A 19,073-nucleotide genomic window follows, 5' to 3' on the forward strand; every position below is an offset into this window, starting at 1 on the left:
CAGGGATTGCGCCGAAAGGCCCTCCTGCGGCCCGCACTACGCTAGGAGCGATCAGCTGCCCGCCCGGGCGGCAGTTTCGCTTCCACTCATTCGGGCGGTGTTGTCCGCGGCGTAAGTGAACACCATGTAGTGGGCGGTGGTGACGTCCCCGTTTGAATCAAAGCCGATGGGCCCCGATTCGCCGTCGTAATCCACCGGCCTACCGGCCTTGATGGCATCCCCGCATTCTTTGTAGCTCCTGCAGGGTTGAACCGCTTCCGCGCCGTGCTGCCCGGAAACCGCGATCAGCTTCGCCGCGATGGATGATCCGGCGTCGTCCTGGGCAGCGGCCGCGGCGATGGCGGCCAGGTTCACGGCGTCGTAAGTTTCCGCTGCGAACGTCATGTCCTTGAGCCCGGGATCAACAGCTACCAGTTCCCCTTGGAAGTGCGCCGAAGGGAAGATACCGGGCAGGATCCCGCGCGCGCCCTCAAGTGCTTTGGACCCGAGGGCGGAACCGTATTGGTTGATGGCGCCGTCGCTGAGAATCAGCTTGCTGCCTGCCACCCCCGCGTTGTTGAGCTCCGCGATTGCGCCCTGGGCGCCGGCCCGGGCCACCAGAATGACTGAATCCGGACCCGCTGCCTTGGCGGAAGCTGCCGCCTGTTGCGCCTGGCCGGCAGTGAAGGCGGCCTCAGCCACCGTTCCAAGGCCGGCAGCTTTCGCTGCCGCGGCAACGGCCACAGAGACATCCTTGCCGTACATCCCGTCCTCGTGGACGATCGCTATTGTCCGGGCGCCGCTGTCCTTGGCCAGTTTCACCAGCACGGGCGCCTGGGCCGTGTCTGCCGCTGACGTACGGAAGTAATATCCGCCGCTCCTGTAACGCGTGAGGCCGTGCGCGGCATTCGCCGGAGAGATGATGGCCACCTCGGCCCGCGACAGGACATCAATTGCCCCCGGGGCGCGGCTCGAATCCGTGGGACCGATGACGACATCCGCCCCTGCGGCCACCAGTTCCTTGGCCTGCGAGGCGGTGTCCTCGCTGATTTTTTCAGGCAACAGCTGTACCGGCCGGCCTTTGTGGCCCCCCGCGGCATTGACCTCCTGAACCGCCAGCTTGGCCGCGGCGAGTTGCGAGGCGTTGAGGAAGGACTGCTTCCCCGTGTTGTCCAGCAGCAGGCCTATCCGCAAGGTGCCATCGCCGCCGGCGTCGACTGCATCAACACGGGCGTTGCCGGCCTGGCCGGAGCAACCGGCCAGCAGGAGCGCCGTTCCCGCCGCAAGAACCGCTGCTGCGGTGAACCGCGGCCGCGCGGGTCCGAACCGGGCGGGGCTGCCTGTGCCATGCATTGCCGCGGCGGATGGCATCAGGCCGTCCGGACGTTCTCTGCCTGGGGACCCTTCTCGCCTTCTCCTACCTCGAACTGCACCCGTTGCCCTTCGTCCAGAGCCCGGTAGCCTTCCCCCTCGATGGCCGACCAGTGGACGAAGACATCGTCTCCGGAGTCGTCAACAGTGATGAAGCCATAGCCTTTTTCGGCGTTGAACCACTTAACGGTTCCCAATGCCATGTTGCCCACACTTTCCGGTTGCTCTGTGTCCGGCCCACCTCACTGTGCGCCGTCGGGACGGTCCGCGTTGAGGCGCGGCACCCGGAATCACTTTAGCCATTGCCATTTGCCGGGGGCAGGACCAGGCCCTGCGAGCCCCCAATAGTTATTCAGGCGTAACCGAAATTCCTTACTGGAAGCCGGGCCCGAGAACCACAACCACCGGCAACTGGAACTCGGCAGAGTCCACCAGCGACGTGATATTCAGGAGTTCCCCCAGAGCCTCCGCGTTCGCTTTCTGCAAGGCCCCGCTGTAGTAGATGACGGAGGACTGCTGCGGCATTCCGCCCCAGTTCCCCACGGGTCCCAGCGTCCAGCCGTCACCGGCGACGATACTGCTCACGCGGCCGGCAAGTCCCGCGGTGGTGGTCCCGTTGTAGACCGCCACGGCTTGGGTTTTATCAACAGCCGGCGCATCGGCGGAAGGAACCGCGGAGGGCGAGCTGCTGGCAGCGGGCGTCTCGCTGGCGGAAGGAGCCGCGCTCGGCTCGGAACCGGCCTCAGCGCCAGGAGACGCGGTGCCTTGCGGCGCCTCGGCGGAAGGGGATGCGGAGGGGCTGACCAGGGCGGACCCCGCCGCCATCAGCGGGCTGCCGGCAGGAGCAAATCCGAGCTTGGGAAGGAACAGGAAGGCCACCAGTCCAATGGCCAGCGCCGCCACGCCCACGGTCAGGATTGGTCCCAGCCGGCGCCTGGGAGCCCCGGAGGCGACCCTATGGACACCCTGTCGCGAGGAGGCCTCAGGGACCCTGTCGAATTCATCCCGAGCATATTTGGTCATGGTAAAACGATGTCCTTGTTGGTTCTTGCTGATTGCCCGGCCCCGACGTCTAAGCGTCAGAGCCCAATCGGCGCGCCGTGCGTGCCCGTTGGCGTGACGTACGTAGTCTACGCAATCTCTTTACGAGCATGGGGTCGTGGGCCAGGGCGTCCTCGGTGTCAATCAGCGTGTTGAGGATCTGGTAGTAGTGCGTGGCGGAGAGGTCGAACAGCTCTCGAATGGCTTGTTCCTTGGCCCCTGCGTACTTCCACCACTGCCGTTCGAGGGCCAGCATCTGTTGGTCCCGCTCACTCAGCCGTGAGCCCGGCTGCGGAGCCGGCGTAAGGTCTGCACCGGACACGGTTTCGCTGCCGGTGTCCGCAAGTGACAGGTCATCGCGCACTGGTTCGGCCACGGCAAAATCCTCCACTTGATCCGGTCAAAGTCTCTTTCCATGGTACGGGCGAATAACACGCCTGTCATTTACGCAGTATGACGCGGCAGCGGGGAGTCGGGTAACAGCAAGGTACGCCCGCACAAAAGACAGTGGCGCCCTGCCGGGCGATGCGGCCCGCCAGCCTCTTGGAGCCCAACACTGCGAGAATGGACTCGTGTTTGATTCTGAAGCCTTGTTCGAGTTGGAGCCTGCCGTGGAGGGGGCTGACTTTGCCGAGATGGCACACATGCCGCTGGACCGCCTCATGGCTGCAGACTGGGCTGCGGCGCTGGCTCCCGTGGATGCGGAGCTGCGGAGCGTCCTGGAGAACCTTGCTGGTGAAGTGGGCGCCGGGCACCAGGTGCTGCCGTCGCCGTCGAACGTTTTGCGCGCATTCCAACAGCCGCTGGCCGGCGTCAAGGTCCTCATCGTCGGCCAGGACCCTTACCCGACGCCGGGCCATCCGATCGGGTTGTCCTTCGCAGTGGAAGGGCACACCAGGCCGATTCCCCGCAGCCTCGCGAACATCTACAAGGAACTCGAATCCGATCTCGGCCTTCCGGCCCGTGTCCACGGGGACCTCACGCGCTGGGCGGACCAGGGCGTCCTGCTCTTGAATCGCGTCCTTACGGTCCGGGCCGGGGCGGCGGGTTCCCACCGGGGCAAAGGCTGGGAACCGATCACGACGGCGGCAATCGCCGCCGTCGCCGGCCGCCGCGCTGCAGACGGGACGGCAGCGCCGCTCGTGGCGGTGCTGTGGGGCAAGGATGCCGAGGGCGTCCGCCCGCTGCTTGGAGACACTCCGGTGCTCGCCAGCGCCCATCCCAGCCCGTTGTCGGCCGCGCGCGGATTCTTTGGGTCCAGGCCGTTCAGCAGGGCAAACGAACTCCTTCGGGCCCAGGGTTCGGAGCCCGTTGACTGGGAACTTCCCCCCGTTGCTTAGCCTAGGCTTACTTCCATGACTTCCCTTCCCGCTGCTACGTCAGCCAGCCGAAAATCGCGCCCCCAGACGAACCTCACGGTCCTCCGGCGCGAGGAACTCTCGCCGCACATGGTGCGGATCGTGGCCGGCGGCGAAGGCTTCGCCAGCTATGTGAACAACGAATACATAGACAGGTACGTGAAGATCGCCTTCCCGCAGCCCGGCGTCGAGTACCCGCTCCCCCTCGACCTTTGGGCCATCCGGGAAACCCTGCCACGCGAGCAGTGGCCGTACACCCGGACGTACACCGTCCGCTGGGTGGATGAAGCGGCGCGCGAGCTGGCCATCGATTTCGTGATTCACGGTGACGAGGGCCTGGCTGGCCCCTGGGCGGCCAACGCCCGGCCCGGCGACAGCCTGGTGTTCACCGGCCCGGGCGGCGGTTACAACCCCGATCCCGCGGCCGACTGGCACCTGTTCGCCGGCGATGAGGCCGCCCTGCCTGCCATTTCCGCAGCCATCGAGTCACTGCCGCCCGAAGCCCGGGGACTTGCGTTCCTGGAAGTGGACAGCGATGCCGAGGTCCAGCCCATCCAGGCCCCCGCCGGACTCCAGGTCCACTGGCTGCCGCGGAACGGCGTTCCTGCGGGCAGCAGCGAACTCCTGGTCAGCGCCGTACGGAATGCCGAGTGGCCCGGCGGCCGGGTGCAGGTCTTCGCCCACGGCGAGCGGGGCTACATGAAGTCCCTCCGCGAGGTCCTCTACCGTGAGCGCGGCCTGGAGCGCGCGCAGGTATCGTTGTCCGGCTACTGGGCCAAGGGCCGGGTGGAGGACGACTTCCAGGCCGAAAAGAAGCTCCCCATCGGCCAGATCTAGGACATCCGCACCCGGCCGATCAGGCTGCGGCGGCACCGGGCCGGCTAGCGGCGCCGGGCGCGGCGGCGTTCGTTGCTGGCCAGGCTTCGGGTCAGCGGACGGGCAAGGGTGTCACCGAGGACGATTCCGGCCGCCACCCCGAGGACGATCGCACCGGCATTGAGCATGCCTCCGGCACCCATCAGGATCTCCGACTCTTCAATGGTCAAGACATACATCGAGCGGAATATAGTCAGGCCGGGTAGAAGGATCAGGGCCGCAGGAACGGCCACCACGAGCTGGGGGGCGCCCATCTTCAAGGCGACCACCCTGGCCAGAAGGCCGATGACCACCGCGGCGACGGCCGGGGAAAACCGCGCACCCATGCCGATCAGGTCCGCGCCGAGCAGCACAAGATGGCCCACTACGCCCACCGCCGCGGTGGGAAGGAGCAGCTTCCAGGCGGTCTGTTCCGTGATGCCAATTGCTACGACCGCTATTGCCACCAGGATGATGAGCGCCCACAGCGGATACGCCGGCGGGAATGTTTCCGTGACGTCGATTTCCTCCATACCCATCTTCGAACCCAGCACGAAGGCGACGGAGATGCCGGACACCAGTGCACCGAAGGTCAGCATGGTGGACAGGAACCGGCCCGCCGCCGTGACGGGGAATCCGTTGATGGCGTCCTGCACCGACGAGACAAGCCGGCCGGTGGGCAGGAGCAGCAGGATGCCGCCCACCACGACGATCGCGGGCGCGATTTGGATGCCCACGGGGCTGCCGAACCGCCAGAGCAGCAGGGCGATGAACGTCACCAGGAATGCACATGATGCCGTGGCGAAGAAGTCCGGAACCCGCCATCGGCTCAACTGCCGGGCGAGCAGGCTCACCAGGATGTTCGAACCGAACGCGACGGCCGAAGCGCCGGGGCCCCCGCCCAGTACGCCTACGAAAACCGCGGCGAACACCGCAAAGGCCACGGTGACCATCCAGCGCGGAAAAGGCTTGGAGCTGCGGATGATTTCGTCCAGGCGGCGCACTGCCTCGTCCCGGCCAACTCCGCCGGCCACAATGTCCGTAACCAGCTGGTGCACCTGTGCGAGGCCCGCATAGTTGTTAGTCCAGGACCGCACTACCCTGAGCAGGGAAATGGGGGTCTGGTCCTTGGGTGCGTAGTTGATGGCCACCGACTGGTTGGTGATGTCCACTTCGATGTGTTTCAGGCCAAGGGCAGCGGTGATCGCAATAATGCTGGTTTCCACTTCCAGGGCGCCGGCGCCGTATCGGAACATGGACTCGGCCAGGTGGAGCGCAAAGTCGATGGTTTTCCGCGCGGAGGTATCCACTCCCCCCACTTGGATCATGGGGTTGGCATAGGGGCTGCCTGCGAGCCGGTCCACAATGCTCATGGGGGCGGTGGGCGGGTTTTCGCCCTGCACCAGCCTGCGAAGCATGCGCTTGGCTGCGGCGTTCTGCCGTACCTGGGACGCGGTGAGCGGTTGGGTCGGGGGCAGCGCCGCCGTGGGCGGCCTGCGGCGACCGTCGGGTGCTTTGGTCATTGCGGCCTCCTCAAGGGCTTCACAAAGGGATTTAGTAGAACTGCTGGCCTGTTCGCCTGGTGTACAGCTGGCGTGCCACACGTTCGCCGACGGCCATCCAGGCCTTGTATTTCAGCGGGTTGAGCACCTGGTCGTAGCAGCCTACGAAGTCGGTGACCGTCTTGCTGAAGCTGGTCTTGAACAAGCCCAGCCCGTGGAACGGGTTCGAAGTGTCCTTGAGTTTGTCGCTCGGAGGGGTGCCGCAGAAGTCATATTCCGTGCAGCCGAGTTCCTTGACCTGGTTGATGGCCGTCCACTGGACCAGGTGGGAGTCGCCGTACTGGCTGCGCTTCTGGAGCGAGCCGCCGTCCTTGTACGTCCCCTTCCGGCCGTAGTTGATCACAAACGCGCCCACGGAGGGAACGCCGTTCTCATAGACGAACAGCAGCCGGCCCTGCCCGCGGTTAATGAAGTTGGTCCAGAACTGCCGGTAGTAGTCGTACTCACGGACCCTGACCTGCGACTTCGCTTCCACCGTGGTGGTCATGAGCGCGTACATGGACCGGAAGTTCTCCTCCGTGGGATCGACGTTGTGGACTTCCACGCCCTCCCGGATGGCCCGGCGGACAGCGTTGCGTCCCCTGGAGTGCAGGTTCCGCAGCAGCTGGTTCTCCTCCGGCGCGATGTCCAACAACGCGGTGGAGTCATTGGGCTGCAGGTTGTGCGTCTTCACCAGGCCCGCGCCCTCGAGCACCCGCTTTGCGTCCTCGGAAAGGATGATGTCCGGCTCGATCTTGATGGCAAAGACGCCCAGCTTCGCGCGCTTCACGAACTCCGCGTTCGCGGCGGCGATGCCAGGGATATCCTCGACGGCCGCCACGTCCGGCCCCTTGATGAGGTACCACAGCTTGCCCAGCACAGGAAAGGACTTCTGCAGCACCAGGTTGTAGCTCGTGTAGTCCGCGGTTTCGTAGACCATGTGGAGGGGCTTCCAGCCAAAGTGTTGTTTGACCTCGGCGAAGGCCTCGGACTGAAGCAGGTTTCCGCCGTTCGGGTTCGCGATGACGTGGTTGTCCCAGTTGGCGACCTCCTCGGCGGAGGCAAAGCGGGCGGTGAATTCTCGCAAGTGCGCGGTGTCCAATCTTTGCGGTCGGTGCTTCGGCTGCATGCCGGGCATGCAAGCCACAAGTCTATCGGCCCTCCCTAGGAGGGCGCTGACCGGTTGGCTCCCCCGCGGTGTCCGGGTTCAGAGCCGGATCTGCTCCATGGACTTGAGTCGCACGGCCAGGGGTTCCTTGCCCAGGGCTCGTTGGCTCTTGGCCAGCCGGTCCGCATTTTCGAGCCGGGACAGGCTCAGCCCGGTCAATTCGGCGATCCGGGCCACCGGAACCTGAAAGGTGCGGAAGGGGCCCAGCGGCGGCGGTTCATCGGCCAGGAGCCGTTCCCGGATAGCCTTCTTGAGCTCCACTTTCCCCAGCAGCGGGGACTGGTCCAGCAGGAATCCGGCAGCAGCGAGTTTTCCGTCCATGGTCCAGGCCGCGATCTTCCAGAACATCCGGGGAATCTGTACTCCCCGGTAGGGCAGGTCGTCGTCCTCCAGGACCGGCCCCGTGAACACGCTGAGCTTGGCATCGTTGAGGTCTGCGTGGCTGAGCACATGGTCTTCCAGGCCCACCCACAGTTCCTTGCCCTGGTTGAAGTCGTCGACCTGGGGCGCGGCATTGGTGAACGCGAAGGTGTCCTGGTTGGCTGCCCTGGCCGTCGCCTCATCGCCCCACACCGGATCCAGGCGCCGCACAAGGTGCCCCCGGTCAAAGGCGTTGTTCTTGTACACCTCCGGACCTGCCTGTTGCTCCTTCGGGATCCGGGGATCGAAATGCCAGGTCCCCTCGCGGGCCAGCGGCACCAGCTCGCGTCCGTGAATATTGACGCCGACGACGGCGGCCAGCTTGCGCGCCGTGCGCAGCCGGACGGAAAAGTGGATGTAGTCAAGTAGAACCGTTGCTGCCGACGGACTGGGCAGCTCAAGGCGTGCCCGCAGAAAGTCCCGGTCATATCCCCCAGTCATAGCTCCATAGTGGCACTCCACCCGCAGGGTGACCAGAGTGGTAGACAGCGGGGCTGGCCAGGGCATGACGTGCGCACGTCACCGCCGGCGGCGTGGCTCCGGGCTGACGCTTGACTCGAGGGGCCGGACTGGCAAGGGTTGAAGCATGAAGGCTCCGCACGAACGGTCCATGGCAGGCGCCGCTGACGGCGGCGGGTCTGGCGGCGGGTCTGGCGCCCGCCCCGGAAGCCGCAGTACGGGTGCGCAGCTGCTCGGTCTGGCCGTTTTCCTGGGAGCCTCCGCGCTGGTTGCCTGGCTGGGTGCTTTCGCCACCCTGGGCAGTGTGGACGGCTGGTACGCCACAGCGGACAAGGCCCCGTGGTCCCCGCCGAACTGGGTTTTCGGTCCGGCCTGGACAGTGCTCTACACTGCCATGGCAGTGGCCGCATGGCTCGTCTGGCGGCGCGGCGGACAGCGCACCGGCCCCGCCCTGAGGGCGTACGGGATGCAGCTGGGGTTGAACCTGTTGTGGACGCCGGTGTTCTTCGGCCTCTATCCGGTCATGGGCACGGCGGCGCTGTGGCTGGGGCTTGCGATCATCATTTCCCTGATCATCGCCGTGACCGTGACTGTCCTGTACTTCGGCCCCATCAGCCGAACCGCCGGCCTCCTGCTGCTGCCCTATATCTCATGGCTGGTTTTCGCCACCAGCCTGAACTGGTGGGCGGCCCTGCACAACTAGGTCCCGACAGGCCCGGGCACTGTACCCTCAGCCATTGAACTGCGGGCTCAGCATTCCACGACGTTGACGGCGAGGCCGCCCATCGCGGTTTCCTTGTATTTGGAGGACATGTCCCTGCCGGTTTCGCGCATGGTCACGATCACCTCGTCCAGGGACACCCGGTGCGTGCCGTCCCCCCACAACGCCATCTTCGCGGCGTTGATCGCCTTCGCCGCCGCGATCGCGTTCCGCTCAATACACGGGATCTGCACCAGCCCGCCGATCGGATCACACGTCAGCCCCAGATTGTGCTCCATCGCGATCTCCGCGGCATTCTCCACCTGCGCCGGCGTCCCGCCCATCACCTCCGCCAGGCCAGCGGCCGCCATCGACGACGCCGAACCCACCTCGCCCTGGCAACCCACCTCCGCCCCCGAGATCGAGGCCTGCTCCTTATAGAGCACCCCCACCGCGGCGGCAGCGAGCAGGAACTTCACCACCACATCGTCCCGGTCCCCCTGGCTGGCCCGGTCCATGCCCGGCGCGAAATGCAACGCGTAATACAGCACCGCCGGGATGATCCCGGCAGCCCCGTTCGTCGGCGCCGTAACCACCCGGCCACCGGAAGCGTTCTCCTCATTGACCGCCAGCGCGATCAGGTTCACCCACTCCTGCCAGTACTTCGGATCGCGGTAGGCGGGGTCCTGGCCGCGGTTCTCCTTCAACAGGCGTTCGTGCCAGTCCGGGGCCCGACGGCGGACCTTCAGCCCGCCCGGCAGCAACCCCTCCCGCTTCAGGGACACCGCGACGCACTCCTCCATCACCGAATAGATGTGCAGCAGGCCCTCGCGGATCTCCTGCTCCGAGCGGGAGGCGCGTTCGTTGACGAACATGATCTCCCCGATGGACAGGCCCTTGGACTGGCACCGGCCCAGCAGCTCCGCCGCGGTCCGGAACGGCAGCGGCAGCTCCTTCTTCGACTCCTCCAGCTCCTGCTGCGCCGCGTCCTCCTCGCCCTCACGGACAATGAAGCCGCCGCCCACAGAAAAGAACGTCGCCGCATGCAGGACCTCCCCGGCAGCATCCGTGACCGTGAACGTCATCCCGTTCGTATGCCGCGGCAGGATCGTCAACGGCCGCAGCACCATGTCCTTCACCCCGTACGGCAGCGAAACCGCACCCGCCAGCTCCAGGGTCCCGGTCTCCGCGATCGCCGCGAGCCGCTCCTCCACCTCAGCCGGGAGGATCTTCTCCGGGTGGTACCCCTCCAACCCCAGCAGGATCGCCGTCATGGTCCCGTGACCATGCCCCGTCGCAGCAAGGGAACCATACAAATCCACCCGCAACCCGGCCACCTTCTCAAGGTCCCCGGACGCCCGAAGCTCCTCGGCGAACACCGCGGCAGCCCGCATCGGACCCACCGTATGCGAACTCGAAGGCCCAATCCCGATGGAAAAAAGATCAAAGACACCAACGGCCATGGTCGGTTCCTAACTAGGTGTAGCTGTGGCCCGGCAGATGGTCCTGCCGGAGGGCGGTGCAACCGCCGGTGGGCGGTCGTCCTGCCGGATGCACAACGACGGGCGGCAGCTTGTGGCGGCCGCCCGGCGTCGTGATCTGTACTTCTGTAATACGTGCTCTAGCCGAGGTTCGCAACCGACGGGTAGAGCGGGTGGGCGGCGGCCAGCGCCTCCACGCGGGAGCGCAGGCCGGACAGGTCCGCCCCGGCGTCGGCAATCAAGGCCTCAGCGATGATATCGGCAACCTCGGCGAAGGCGGCTTCGCCGAAACCGCGGGTCGCGAGGGCCGGGGTTCCGATACGCAGACCCGAGGTGACCATCGGCGGCCTCGGGTCAAAGGGCACGGCGTTGCGGTTGACGGTGATGTCGATTTCCGCGAGGCGGTCCTCTGCCTGCTGGCCATCCAACTCACAGTTGCGCAGGTCCACCAGGACCAGGTGGACGTCGGTGCCGCCGGAGATCACGTTGATCCCCTTGGCGGTGACGTCCGGCTGGACCAGGCGGTCCGCCAGGATCCGGGCACCGGCGAGGACACGTTCCTGGCGTTCCTTGAATTCCGGGGACGCGGCGATCTTGAACGCCACGGCCTTGCCGGCGATGACGTGCTCCAGCGGACCGCCCTGCTGACCGGGGAACACTGCCGAGTTGATCTTCTTGGCGATGTCGGCGTCGTTGGAGAGGATGATGCCGCCGCGGGGACCGGCGAGGGTCTTGTGCGTGGTGGACGTGGTGACGTGCGCATGCGGCACGGGTGAGGGGTGCAGCCCGGCTGCAACCAGACCGGCGAAGTGCGCCATGTCCACCATCAGGTAAGCGCCCACGGAGTCGGCGATGCGGCGGAACTCGGCGAAGTCCAGCTGGCGGGCGTAGGCGGACCAGCCGGCGACGATCAGCTGCGGCTTGTGCTCCTGGGCCAGGCGCTCCACCTCGGCCATGTCGATCCGGTGGTCCTCTTCGCGGACCTGGTACGGGATCACGTTGTACAGCCGGCCGGAGAAGTTGATCCGCATACCGTGGGTCAGGTGGCCGCCGTGGGCCAGGTTCAGGCCCATGATGGTGTCGCCCGGCTTGATCAGCGCGTGCATCACCGAGGCGTTGGCCTGCGCGCCGGAGTGCGGCTGCACGTTGGCGTATTCCGCTCCAAACAGGGCCTTCACCCGGTCGATAGCCAGCTGCTCGATCACGTCAACGTGTTCGCAGCCGCCGTAGTAGCGCTTGCCCGGGTAGCCCTCGGCGTACTTGTTCGTCAGCACGGAGCCCTGTGCCTGCATGACAGCCTTGGCGGTGTGGTTCTCCGAGGCGATCATTTCCAGGCCGGTGCGCTGGCGGGCCAGTTCGTCGTCGATCTTCGCCGCGATCTCAGGGTCCAGTGCGGACAGGTCCGCATCCAGGGACGGGGAGACTACCTGCTCGAAGGCGACAGTTCCGGTGCCTGCGCCCGCGGTTGCGCCGCTCACAGTTCGCCGCCGTTCTTGGAAGCGTATTCCTCGGCGGAGAGCAGCGGGCCGTCGGAATCCGCGGCCACCTTGAAGAGCCAGCCGGCACCGTACGGATCGCTGTTGATCAGTGCGGGGTCGTCGACGACGGCGGAATTGGTTTCCGTGACCTCGCCGGTGACCGGGGAGTACAGGTCCGAAACGGACTTGGTGGACTCGACCTCGCCGCAGGTCTCCCCTGCCGTCACGGTGGAGCCGACCTCGGGCAGGTCAACGTACACGATGTCGCCGAGGGCGTCCGTGGCCACGGCGGAAATGCCGATCGAGACCAGGTTGCCGGCCTCGCGGGCCACCCACTCGTGCTCGTCGGAGTACTGCAGTTCAGCGGCTACTTTTGCCATGTGTTTTTCCTTCAGATTGGTTTGCGAAAAGTGAGAGAGCGTTGGCCCAAACACTGCAGGAAGTGAGAGAGCGTCGGGGCTGGGATCCGGCAGCGTGCGTCAGAGCGACGAAGGAGCAGCACGCAGCGGATCTCAGGCCCAACGCAACCCAAAAGCTACTTTTGGCGCTTGTAGAAAGGCAGTGCGACGACTTCGAAAGGCTCTGCCTTGCCGCGCAGGTCGATGTCCAGGGCGGTGCCCACCTCGGAGAATTCGACGTCGACATAGGCCAGGGCCACGGGGTAGCCCAGCGTGGGGCTCGGCTGGCCGGAGGTCACTTCGCCAACAACTGCGCCGTCCTTGAGCACCGGGTAATGGCCGCGCCCCGCGCGCCGGCCCAGGCCCTTGAGGCCCACCAGCTTGCGTCCGCTCGTGGCACCGGCGCCGCCGGCCTTGAGTGCTTCGAGCGCCGCACGCCCCACGAAGTCGCTTTCCTTGGCGAGTGAGACTACCGGACCGAGGCCTGCTGCATAGGGGTTGCCTTCGCGGGAGAGCTCATTGCCGTAGAGCGGCATTCCGGCTTCCAGGCGCAGCGAGTCGCGGCATGCCAGGCCGGCGGGCACGAGCTCGCCCTCCTCGGCGACGGCCGCTATGGCCTGCCACAGGGCTGCGGCGTCGTCGTTGTCCACGAAGATCTCGAAGCCGTCCTCACCCGTATAGCCGGTCCGGGCCAGCAGGAGGTCCTTGGGGGCGCCGGCCACCAGGAAGGGAACTTCGACGGCGGCGTAGTACTTCAGTCCGGTAACCAGCTCGTGCTGTGCCGCCGGAACCAGGCGAAGCAGGATGGCTTCGGCCTTGGGACCCTGGACGGCGATCAGCGAGGTCGTTGCGGAAGCGTCCTCCACAACGACGTCGAACTTCGCAGCCCGTTCGGCGAGGGCGGCGGCGACCACAGCGGCGTTGCCGGCGTTGGGCACCACCAGGAACTTGTCCGTGCTGTTTCCTGCGGCGTCCGCCGCCGGGCGACGGTAAACGATGAGGTCGTCGATGATGCCGCCGTCTTCCTGGCAGATCAGCGAGTACTTGGCCTTGCCCACGGACATGGCGGAAATTTTGCCGACCAGAGCGTAGTCCAGGAAGGCTGCGGCGTCCGGGCCGGTGACCCAGACTTCGCCCATATGGGAGAGGTCGAACAGTCCGGCAGACTTGCGGACGGCGTGGTGCTCGGCCAGCTCGGAGGAGTACTTCAGGGGCATCTGCCAGCCACCGAAATCGGTGAAGGACGCGCCGAGCTTCTTGTGCTCTTCATAGAGCGCGGTGTAGTTCTCAGTCATCGCGGGAATCCTTAGTTTTCGAAGTCTTCGATGGGCGGGCAGGAGCAGATCAGGTTGCGGTCCCCTGCTGCGCCGTCGATGCGGCCCACGGGCGGGAAGTACTTGTCCTGCTTGAGGTGGTGGACGGGGAAGGCGGCCTGCTCGCGCGGGTATTCGCGGCTCCAGTCGGAGGAGACGACGGCGGCCGCGGTGTGCGGTGCGTTGCGCAGCGGGGAGTTCTCCACCGTGAAGTCGCCGTTGGCCACCTGGTCGATTTCCTGGCGGATGGTGATCATGGCATCGATGAAGCGGTCAATCTCCACGAGGTCCTCGGACTCGGTGGGCTCCACCATGAGCGTGCCGGCAACCGGGAATGCCAGCGTGGGGGCGTGGAAGCCGAAGTCGATGAGGCGCTTGGCCACGTCTTCCGCCGTGACTCCCGTCTTGGCCGTCAGGGCACGCAGGTCCAGGATGCACTCGTGCGCCACGAGTCCGCCTTCGCCGGTATACAGGACCGGGAAGAACTCGTTCAGGCGGGAAGCGATGTAGTTCGCCGCCAGCAGCGCGGACTTGGTGGCCTCGGTCAGGCCGGTACCGCCCATCAGCTTCACGTAGGCCCAGGAGATCGGGAGCACCCCGGCGGAACCGAAGCGCGAGGCCGAGATTGCCACGCCGTGACCGTCTTCGTGGGCAGCCTTGTTGGCATCGCCCGGCATGAACGGCGCAAGATGGGCCTTGGCTGCTACCGGGCCGACGCCCGGCCCGCCGCCGCCGTGCGGGATGCAGAAGGTCTTGTGGAGGTTCAGGTGGGACACGTCGCCGCCGAACTTGCCCGGCTGCGCCAGGCCCACCAGGGCGTTCAGGTTGGCGCCGTCAACGTAGACCTGCCCGCCGGCCGCGTGCACCGAGTCGCAGATTTCGCGGACGTCGGCGTCGTACACACCGTGCGTGGACGGGTAGGTGATCATGATCGCGGACAGGACGTCCTTGTGGGTTTCGATCTTCGCCTGGAAGTCGGCGTGGTCGATGGTGCCGTCGGCCGCGGTGGCCACGACGACCACCTTCATGCCGGCCAGGACGGCGGACGCGGCGTTGGTGCCGTGCGCCGAGGCCGGGATCAGGCAGACGTTGCGCTGGTCATCGCCGCGGGACAGGTGGTAGCCGCGGATCGCCAGCAGGCCCGCGAGCTCGCCCTGCGAGCCGGCGTTCGGCTGGATGGAGACCTGGTCGTAGCCGGTGATCTCCGCGAGGTCCGCTTCCAGGCCCTCGATCAGTTCACGCCAGCCTTCGGTCTGGGAGTCCGGGGCGAAGGGGTGGATGGAGGCAAACTCCGGCCAGGAGATGGCTTCCATCTCGGCGGTGGCGTTCAGCTTCATGGTGCATGAACCCAGCGGGATCATGGTGCGGTCCAGCGCGAGGTCGCGGTCCGAGAGCTTGCGGATGTAGCGCAGCAACTGGGTTTCCGAGCGGTGTGTGTTGAAGACCGGGTGCTGCAGGTAGTCCGACGAACGCTCGACGGCGGCCTCGAGGGCGAAGCCTGCGTCGTCCGAGGCAACCTCGGCGCCGAAGACGGCGGCAACGGCGGCGACGGTTTCCGGCGTCGTGGTTTCGTCAGCGGAGATGCCGACGGTGTCGGCGTCGATGCCGCGCAGGTTGATGCCCCTGGCTTCGGCGGCGGCGACGATGTCGGCGGCCTTGCCCGGCACGCGGACGGTGATGGTGTCGAAGAAGCTGCCGTGCAGGATCTCGAGGCCTGCGCCCTGCAGGGACGCCGCCAGGCTGCGCGCGTTCTGGTGGACGGTCTCGGCGATCGACTTCAGTCCGTCAGGGCCGTGGTAGACGGCGTACATCGACGAAACGATGGCCAGCAGTGCCTGTGCGGTGCAGATGTTGGATGTGGCCTTTTCGCGGCGGATGTGCTGCTCGCGGGTCTGCAGGGCAAGGCGGTAGGCCGGGGTGCCGGCGTTGTCCTTGGACACACCCACCAGGCGGCCGGGCATGGAACGCTCAAGACCCTTCTGGACGGCCATGTAGGCGGCGTGCGGGCCGCCGAAGAACAGCGGCACACCCAGGCGCTGGGTGGAGCCGACGGCGATGTCCGCGCCCTGCTCACCCGGAGGGGTAATCAGGGTCAGCGAGAGGAGGTCGGCCGCCACGGTGACCAGCGCGCCGCGTTCCTTCGCGGCGGCGATTACGGCGGCGTGGTCGAAGACCCGGCCGGAAACGCCCGGCTGCTGCAGAACGATGCCGTTGATGACGCCGTCGGGAAGCCCCTTGGAGAGGTCCGCCACCTCAACCTCGAAGCCGAGCGCCTCGGCACGGCCCTTGACGATGGCGATGGTCTGCGGCAGGACATCGGCGTCCAGGACCGTCTTGCCGTCATGGGCGGCCTTGTTCTTGTTGGCACGCCGCATCATCAGGACTGCTTCAGCCACGGCGGTGGCTTCGTCCAGCAGGGAGGCGTTGGCGATGGGCAGGCCCACGAGGTCCTGGACCATGGTTTGGAAGTTCAGGAGTGCCTCAAGGCGGCCCTGAGAGATTTCCGGCTGGTAGGGGGTGTAGGCGGTGTACCAGGCCGGGGATTCGAGGATGTTGCGGCGGATCACTGCCGGGGTCACCGTGTCGTAGTAGCCCTGGCCGATCATCTGTACTGCCGTCTTGTTCTTGGCAGCCAGCTTGCGCAGTTCGGCCAGTACCTCGACCTCGCTCAGGGCGTCCTGCAACGTCAGGGCGACTTCCTGGCGGATGTCCTTGGGGACCGCGGTGTCTACCAGCGAGTCCACGGTGTCGTAGCCGACGGACTTGAGCATGGTGTCGATGTCGGCCTGGCGGCGGGCGCCAATATGCCGGTCGACGAAGGTGGTGGAGGCTGAACTAACCGTCACGAAGGAACTCCATTACTAATGGCGGCGCAGGGTACGCCGCAGTGGTCCGGGTTCCTCCCCGCTCTGTATTGGACCTGAGAGTTTCCGCAGGACCGTGCTCTCGCACAGCTCCGCTTGCACCGTCGGTGAGCATCGCGTGTCCTGGCTTGTTGCCTCCAACATGGTTGGGACACAAACGGACAGCATGCTGCTTTCCAGAGTTGCCTTGCCACGGCGGTACATGGGCCTGAGAGATTCCTGGGGAGGGTTTGCTCCTACGGCGCCTGCTTGTACCTACTTGCAGAACTCTCCCGCCGCAGATCAAAGGCATATTTAGTTAGCGGTGACAACAGTCACAGCGTCAATTGTCCTACGTGCAGGTCCAGTCTGCAAACTCCGCAACCAGGCCGACGCCGCGTTACGGCCCGGGTCGCGGTGGTGCCGGAAGGCAGGCCTCCGCCCTCGTGGCACCGTCAGCCGCGAAGGCGTTCGACGGCGGCCAGCAGGCTGTCGACGTCGCCGCCCATTTCGGACGGGGCGGCGCCGGGTCCGCTGGCCAGCATGGCATTGAAGTAGAGGCCGTCACCCATGTACAGCACGGCCTTGGCCATGGCCGGGCCGACGTCTCCGGCCAGAAGTTCCAGCCAGCTCCCCTGGACGGCCGCGAAACGATGCAGCGTTTCCTGGTGCGCGACTTCGGCGAGCCGGGTGGCAGCCACAAAGACCCGGTCCAGCGGAGTGTCCGCCCAGAGCGAGGACCTGATGAAATAGACCGCGGCCCCCTCCGGAGCTTTGGCCATGGCGTCCAAATCCCCCGCAACGAGCCGGTCCATGCGCTCGAGCAGGGCGGAAATCATGGCTTCCTTGTTCGGGAAGTGATACAGGAGCCCGCCCTTGGAAACCCCTGCCCGCCGGGCCACAGCATCCAGTGTGGCGGCGCGTTCACCCACCTCGATCAGCAGGGATTCAAAGGCGTCGAGCACAGCCTCGCGGGCAACGGGTTTTCTGGCCATGGTTCCTATCATGCCCGGTGGCCCGGGCTCATTTCTTAACTATACCGTCCAGACGGTACAGTTATATTCATGGGAAACTCGCAGTCACCTTCGACGCCGGCCATGCAGCGCCTCACTTCCGCAGCGCCCGCGGCTGTCGGCAGCCGCTCCCCGATTCCGAAGCGGGGGCGCGACTGGCTGGCCCTGGCGCTTTTGATGTTCCCGGTACTTCTGGTCGCCGTGGACAACACCGCGCTGACGTTCGCGCTGCCCGCCATCGCCGGCAGCCTCGAGCCCACCGGCGTCCAGCTGCTGTGGATTGTTGACGCCTACCCCCTGGTCCTTGCCGGCCTCCTGGTTGCCATGGGAAGTTTCGGCGACAGGATCGGCCGCCGGCGGCTCCTGCTGATCGGAAGCACCGGTTTTGCCGCGGTGTCGGCGGCCACTGCTTTCGCCCCCAGCGCAGAATGGCTGATCGCCGGCCGCGCAGCACTCGGATTCTTCGGTGCGATGCTCATGCCGTCCACCCTGTCCCTGATCCGCAACATCTTTCCGGACCCCAACCGGCGCAGGCTGGCTATCGCCATCTGGGCGGCGGGGTTCTCGGGCGGCGCCGCACTGGGGCCGATTTTTGGCGGCTGGCTCGTGGAGCACTACTGGTGGGGCGCAATCCTGCTGGTGGCCGTGCCCATCATGCTGCCCATCCTGCTGCTTGGCCCGGCCCTGATTCCCGAGTCCAGGGACCCCCGGCCAGGAGCGGTGGATGGTGCCAGCATCGCCCTTTCGCTGCTGACAATGGTTCCGCTGGTCTACGGCATCAAATCGCTGGCAACGGAGGGCTTCCATCCCATGCCGGCAGCGGCCATCGGCTTCGGACTGCTCATGGGCTACGTCTTCGTCCGGCGCCAGAGGAGGCTGTCCAGTCCGCTGCTGGACATGAGCCTCTTCGGAAACAGGATCTTCAGCACGGCCATCACGGCCAACGTCCTGGCACTCTTTTCCTTCAACGGCTTCATCCTGTTCCTGGCCCAGCACCTCCAGCTACTGGAGGGCCAGCGGCCCACGGAGGCCGGAATCGCCATGATCCCGGCCCTGGTTGCCACCGTGGTTGCCGGCCTGTTCGTGGTCCCGCTGGTGCGGAAAGTCCGGCCGGGATTCGTGGTGGCCGGAGGCCTTTCCCTCAGCGCCACCGGCTACTTCATGGTGGCCTTCGGGGACCACTCGGGCGGTCCGGCCGTCCTGCTGGGCGCCCTACTGGTCCTGGCCCTCGGCGTGGGAGCAGCCGAAACGATTTCCAACGACCTGATCCTGGGGTCGGTCCCGCCGGAAAAGTCGGGGGCGGCAGCTGCCATTTCGGAGACCGGCTATGAGATCGGCTCACTCCTCGGCACGGCCATCCTCGGCTCAATCCTGACGGCTTCCTACCAGCGGAACCTGGTCCTGCCGGAGAGCATTGCAGGCGCCGGCCCCGGCAGCGCCGCGGAGGGGATCACGCAGGCCCGCGAAACCCTGGCGGGGGCCATAGAACTCGCTCATTCGCTCCCCGCACCGCTGGCGGACGCCCTGACGTCCGCCGCCCGGATTGCGTTTGAATCGGGCGTCCACGTGACGGCCTCCATCGGGCTGGTACTGATGGCGGGGGCGGCAGCCCTCGTCGCCGTCGTACTCCGCGGAGTACCCAAGGCCACATAGCG

At 66.3% G+C, this 19,073-nt stretch carries 17 protein-coding genes and 1 riboswitch; of the genes, 4 read left to right on the top strand and 13 right to left on the bottom strand.

The window, feature by feature from the left end:
• Positions 1 to 51: 51 nt before the first annotated feature.
• From JOE31_RS18880 to JOE31_RS18895, 4 genes are all read right to left on the bottom strand, one after another.
• Positions 52 to 1,350: an ABC transporter substrate-binding protein gene (locus JOE31_RS18880; RefSeq protein WP_209747215.1), complete on the bottom strand. Its 1,299-nt coding sequence runs from the start codon at positions 1,348 to 1,350 to the stop codon at positions 52 to 54.
• Positions 1,350 to 1,553: a cold-shock protein gene (locus JOE31_RS18885; RefSeq protein WP_209747217.1), complete on the bottom strand. Its 204-nt coding sequence runs from the start codon at positions 1,551 to 1,553 to the stop codon at positions 1,350 to 1,352. Before JOE31_RS18885 ends, JOE31_RS18880 begins: the two co-directional genes overlap by 1 nt.
• A gap of 169 nt (positions 1,554 to 1,722) precedes the next feature.
• Positions 1,723 to 2,373 (bottom strand): LytR C-terminal domain-containing protein, encoded by a 651-nt coding sequence (locus JOE31_RS18890; RefSeq protein ID WP_209747219.1) that lies wholly within the window; start codon positions 2,371 to 2,373, stop codon positions 1,723 to 1,725.
• Between the two features lie 49 nt (positions 2,374 to 2,422).
• Positions 2,423 to 2,713 carry a DUF3263 domain-containing protein gene (locus JOE31_RS18895; RefSeq protein WP_307864474.1) on the bottom strand — a complete coding sequence of 97 codons (291 nt, stop codon included), beginning with the start codon at positions 2,711 to 2,713 and terminating at the stop codon, positions 2,423 to 2,425.
• A 250-nt stretch (positions 2,714 to 2,963) separates the two neighbouring features.
• Between JOE31_RS18895 and JOE31_RS18900 the strand changes: the two genes are divergently transcribed.
• Both JOE31_RS18900 and JOE31_RS18905 read left to right on the top strand, forming a co-directional pair.
• The gene (locus JOE31_RS18900) at positions 2,964 to 3,731 is read left to right on the top strand and encodes a uracil-DNA glycosylase (RefSeq protein WP_209747222.1); all 768 of its coding nucleotides are present in this window, start codon (positions 2,964 to 2,966) and stop codon (positions 3,729 to 3,731) included.
• Positions 3,732 to 3,746: 15 nt separating this feature from the next.
• Positions 3,747 to 4,586, top strand: coding sequence for a siderophore-interacting protein (locus JOE31_RS18905; protein WP_209747224.1), 840 nt, complete (start codon positions 3,747 to 3,749; stop codon positions 4,584 to 4,586).
• 44 nt (positions 4,587 to 4,630) lie between these two features.
• Here JOE31_RS18905 and JOE31_RS18910 read toward each other — a convergent pair whose 3' ends face one another.
• From JOE31_RS18910 to JOE31_RS18920, 3 genes are all read right to left on the bottom strand, one after another.
• Positions 4,631 to 6,127, bottom strand: coding sequence for a threonine/serine exporter ThrE family protein (locus JOE31_RS18910; RefSeq protein WP_209747226.1), 1,497 nt, complete (start codon positions 6,125 to 6,127; stop codon positions 4,631 to 4,633).
• Between the two features lie 31 nt (positions 6,128 to 6,158).
• Complete coding sequence (locus tag JOE31_RS18915; protein WP_209747228.1) at positions 6,159 to 7,232, bottom strand: peptidoglycan bridge formation glycyltransferase FemA/FemB family protein; 1,074 nt, start codon at positions 7,230 to 7,232, stop codon at positions 6,159 to 6,161.
• 120 nt (positions 7,233 to 7,352) lie between these two features.
• Positions 7,353 to 8,174 (bottom strand): DNA/RNA non-specific endonuclease, encoded by an 822-nt coding sequence (locus tag JOE31_RS18920; RefSeq protein ID WP_209747230.1) that lies wholly within the window; start codon positions 8,172 to 8,174, stop codon positions 7,353 to 7,355.
• Positions 8,175 to 8,319: 145 nt separating this feature from the next.
• On the opposite strand from JOE31_RS18920, the gene JOE31_RS18925 reads away from it, so the two are divergent.
• A complete protein-coding gene (locus JOE31_RS18925) occupies positions 8,320 to 8,895 on the top strand; it encodes a TspO/MBR family protein (RefSeq protein ID WP_209747232.1) in 576 nt (191 codons plus the stop codon).
• Positions 8,896 to 8,942: 47 nt separating this feature from the next.
• Here the strand turns inward: JOE31_RS18925 and JOE31_RS18930 are convergent, their stop codons facing one another.
• From JOE31_RS18930 to JOE31_RS18955, 6 genes are all read right to left on the bottom strand, one after another.
• Entirely contained in the window at positions 8,943 to 10,355 is a 1,413-nt protein-coding gene (locus tag JOE31_RS18930; RefSeq protein ID WP_209747234.1) for an L-serine ammonia-lyase, read from the bottom strand.
• A gap of 158 nt (positions 10,356 to 10,513) precedes the next feature.
• Complete coding sequence (glyA, locus tag JOE31_RS18935; RefSeq protein WP_307864449.1) at positions 10,514 to 11,851, bottom strand: serine hydroxymethyltransferase; 1,338 nt, start codon at positions 11,849 to 11,851, stop codon at positions 10,514 to 10,516.
• Positions 11,848 to 12,231, bottom strand: coding sequence for a glycine cleavage system protein GcvH (gene gcvH, locus JOE31_RS18940; protein WP_011690632.1), 384 nt, complete (start codon positions 12,229 to 12,231; stop codon positions 11,848 to 11,850). The genes glyA and gcvH overlap by 4 nt, the downstream gene beginning before the upstream one ends.
• 155 nt (positions 12,232 to 12,386) lie before the next feature.
• Complete coding sequence (gcvT, locus tag JOE31_RS18945) at positions 12,387 to 13,544, bottom strand: glycine cleavage system aminomethyltransferase GcvT (protein ID WP_209747236.1); 1,158 nt, start codon at positions 13,542 to 13,544, stop codon at positions 12,387 to 12,389.
• Between the two features lie 11 nt (positions 13,545 to 13,555).
• Positions 13,556 to 16,408, bottom strand: a complete 2,853-nt coding sequence (gene gcvP / locus JOE31_RS18950) for an aminomethyl-transferring glycine dehydrogenase (RefSeq protein ID WP_209747238.1) — start codon at positions 16,406 to 16,408, stop codon at positions 13,556 to 13,558.
• A 204-nt stretch (positions 16,409 to 16,612) separates the two neighbouring features.
• Positions 16,613 to 16,711: riboswitch (glycine riboswitch) on the bottom strand.
• A 149-nt stretch (positions 16,712 to 16,860) separates the two neighbouring features.
• Entirely contained in the window at positions 16,861 to 17,400 is a 540-nt protein-coding gene (locus JOE31_RS18955) for a TetR/AcrR family transcriptional regulator (RefSeq protein WP_209747240.1), read from the bottom strand.
• A 69-nt stretch (positions 17,401 to 17,469) separates the two neighbouring features.
• On the opposite strand from JOE31_RS18955, the gene JOE31_RS18960 reads away from it, so the two are divergent.
• Complete coding sequence (locus JOE31_RS18960; protein WP_209747242.1) at positions 17,470 to 19,071, top strand: MFS transporter; 1,602 nt, start codon at positions 17,470 to 17,472, stop codon at positions 19,069 to 19,071.
• Positions 19,072 to 19,073: the final 2 nt, after the last annotated feature.

It is taken from the genome of Arthrobacter sp. PvP023, from assembly GCF_017832975.1.
In the GTDB taxonomy this organism is placed as follows: domain Bacteria; phylum Actinomycetota; class Actinomycetes; order Actinomycetales; family Micrococcaceae; genus Arthrobacter.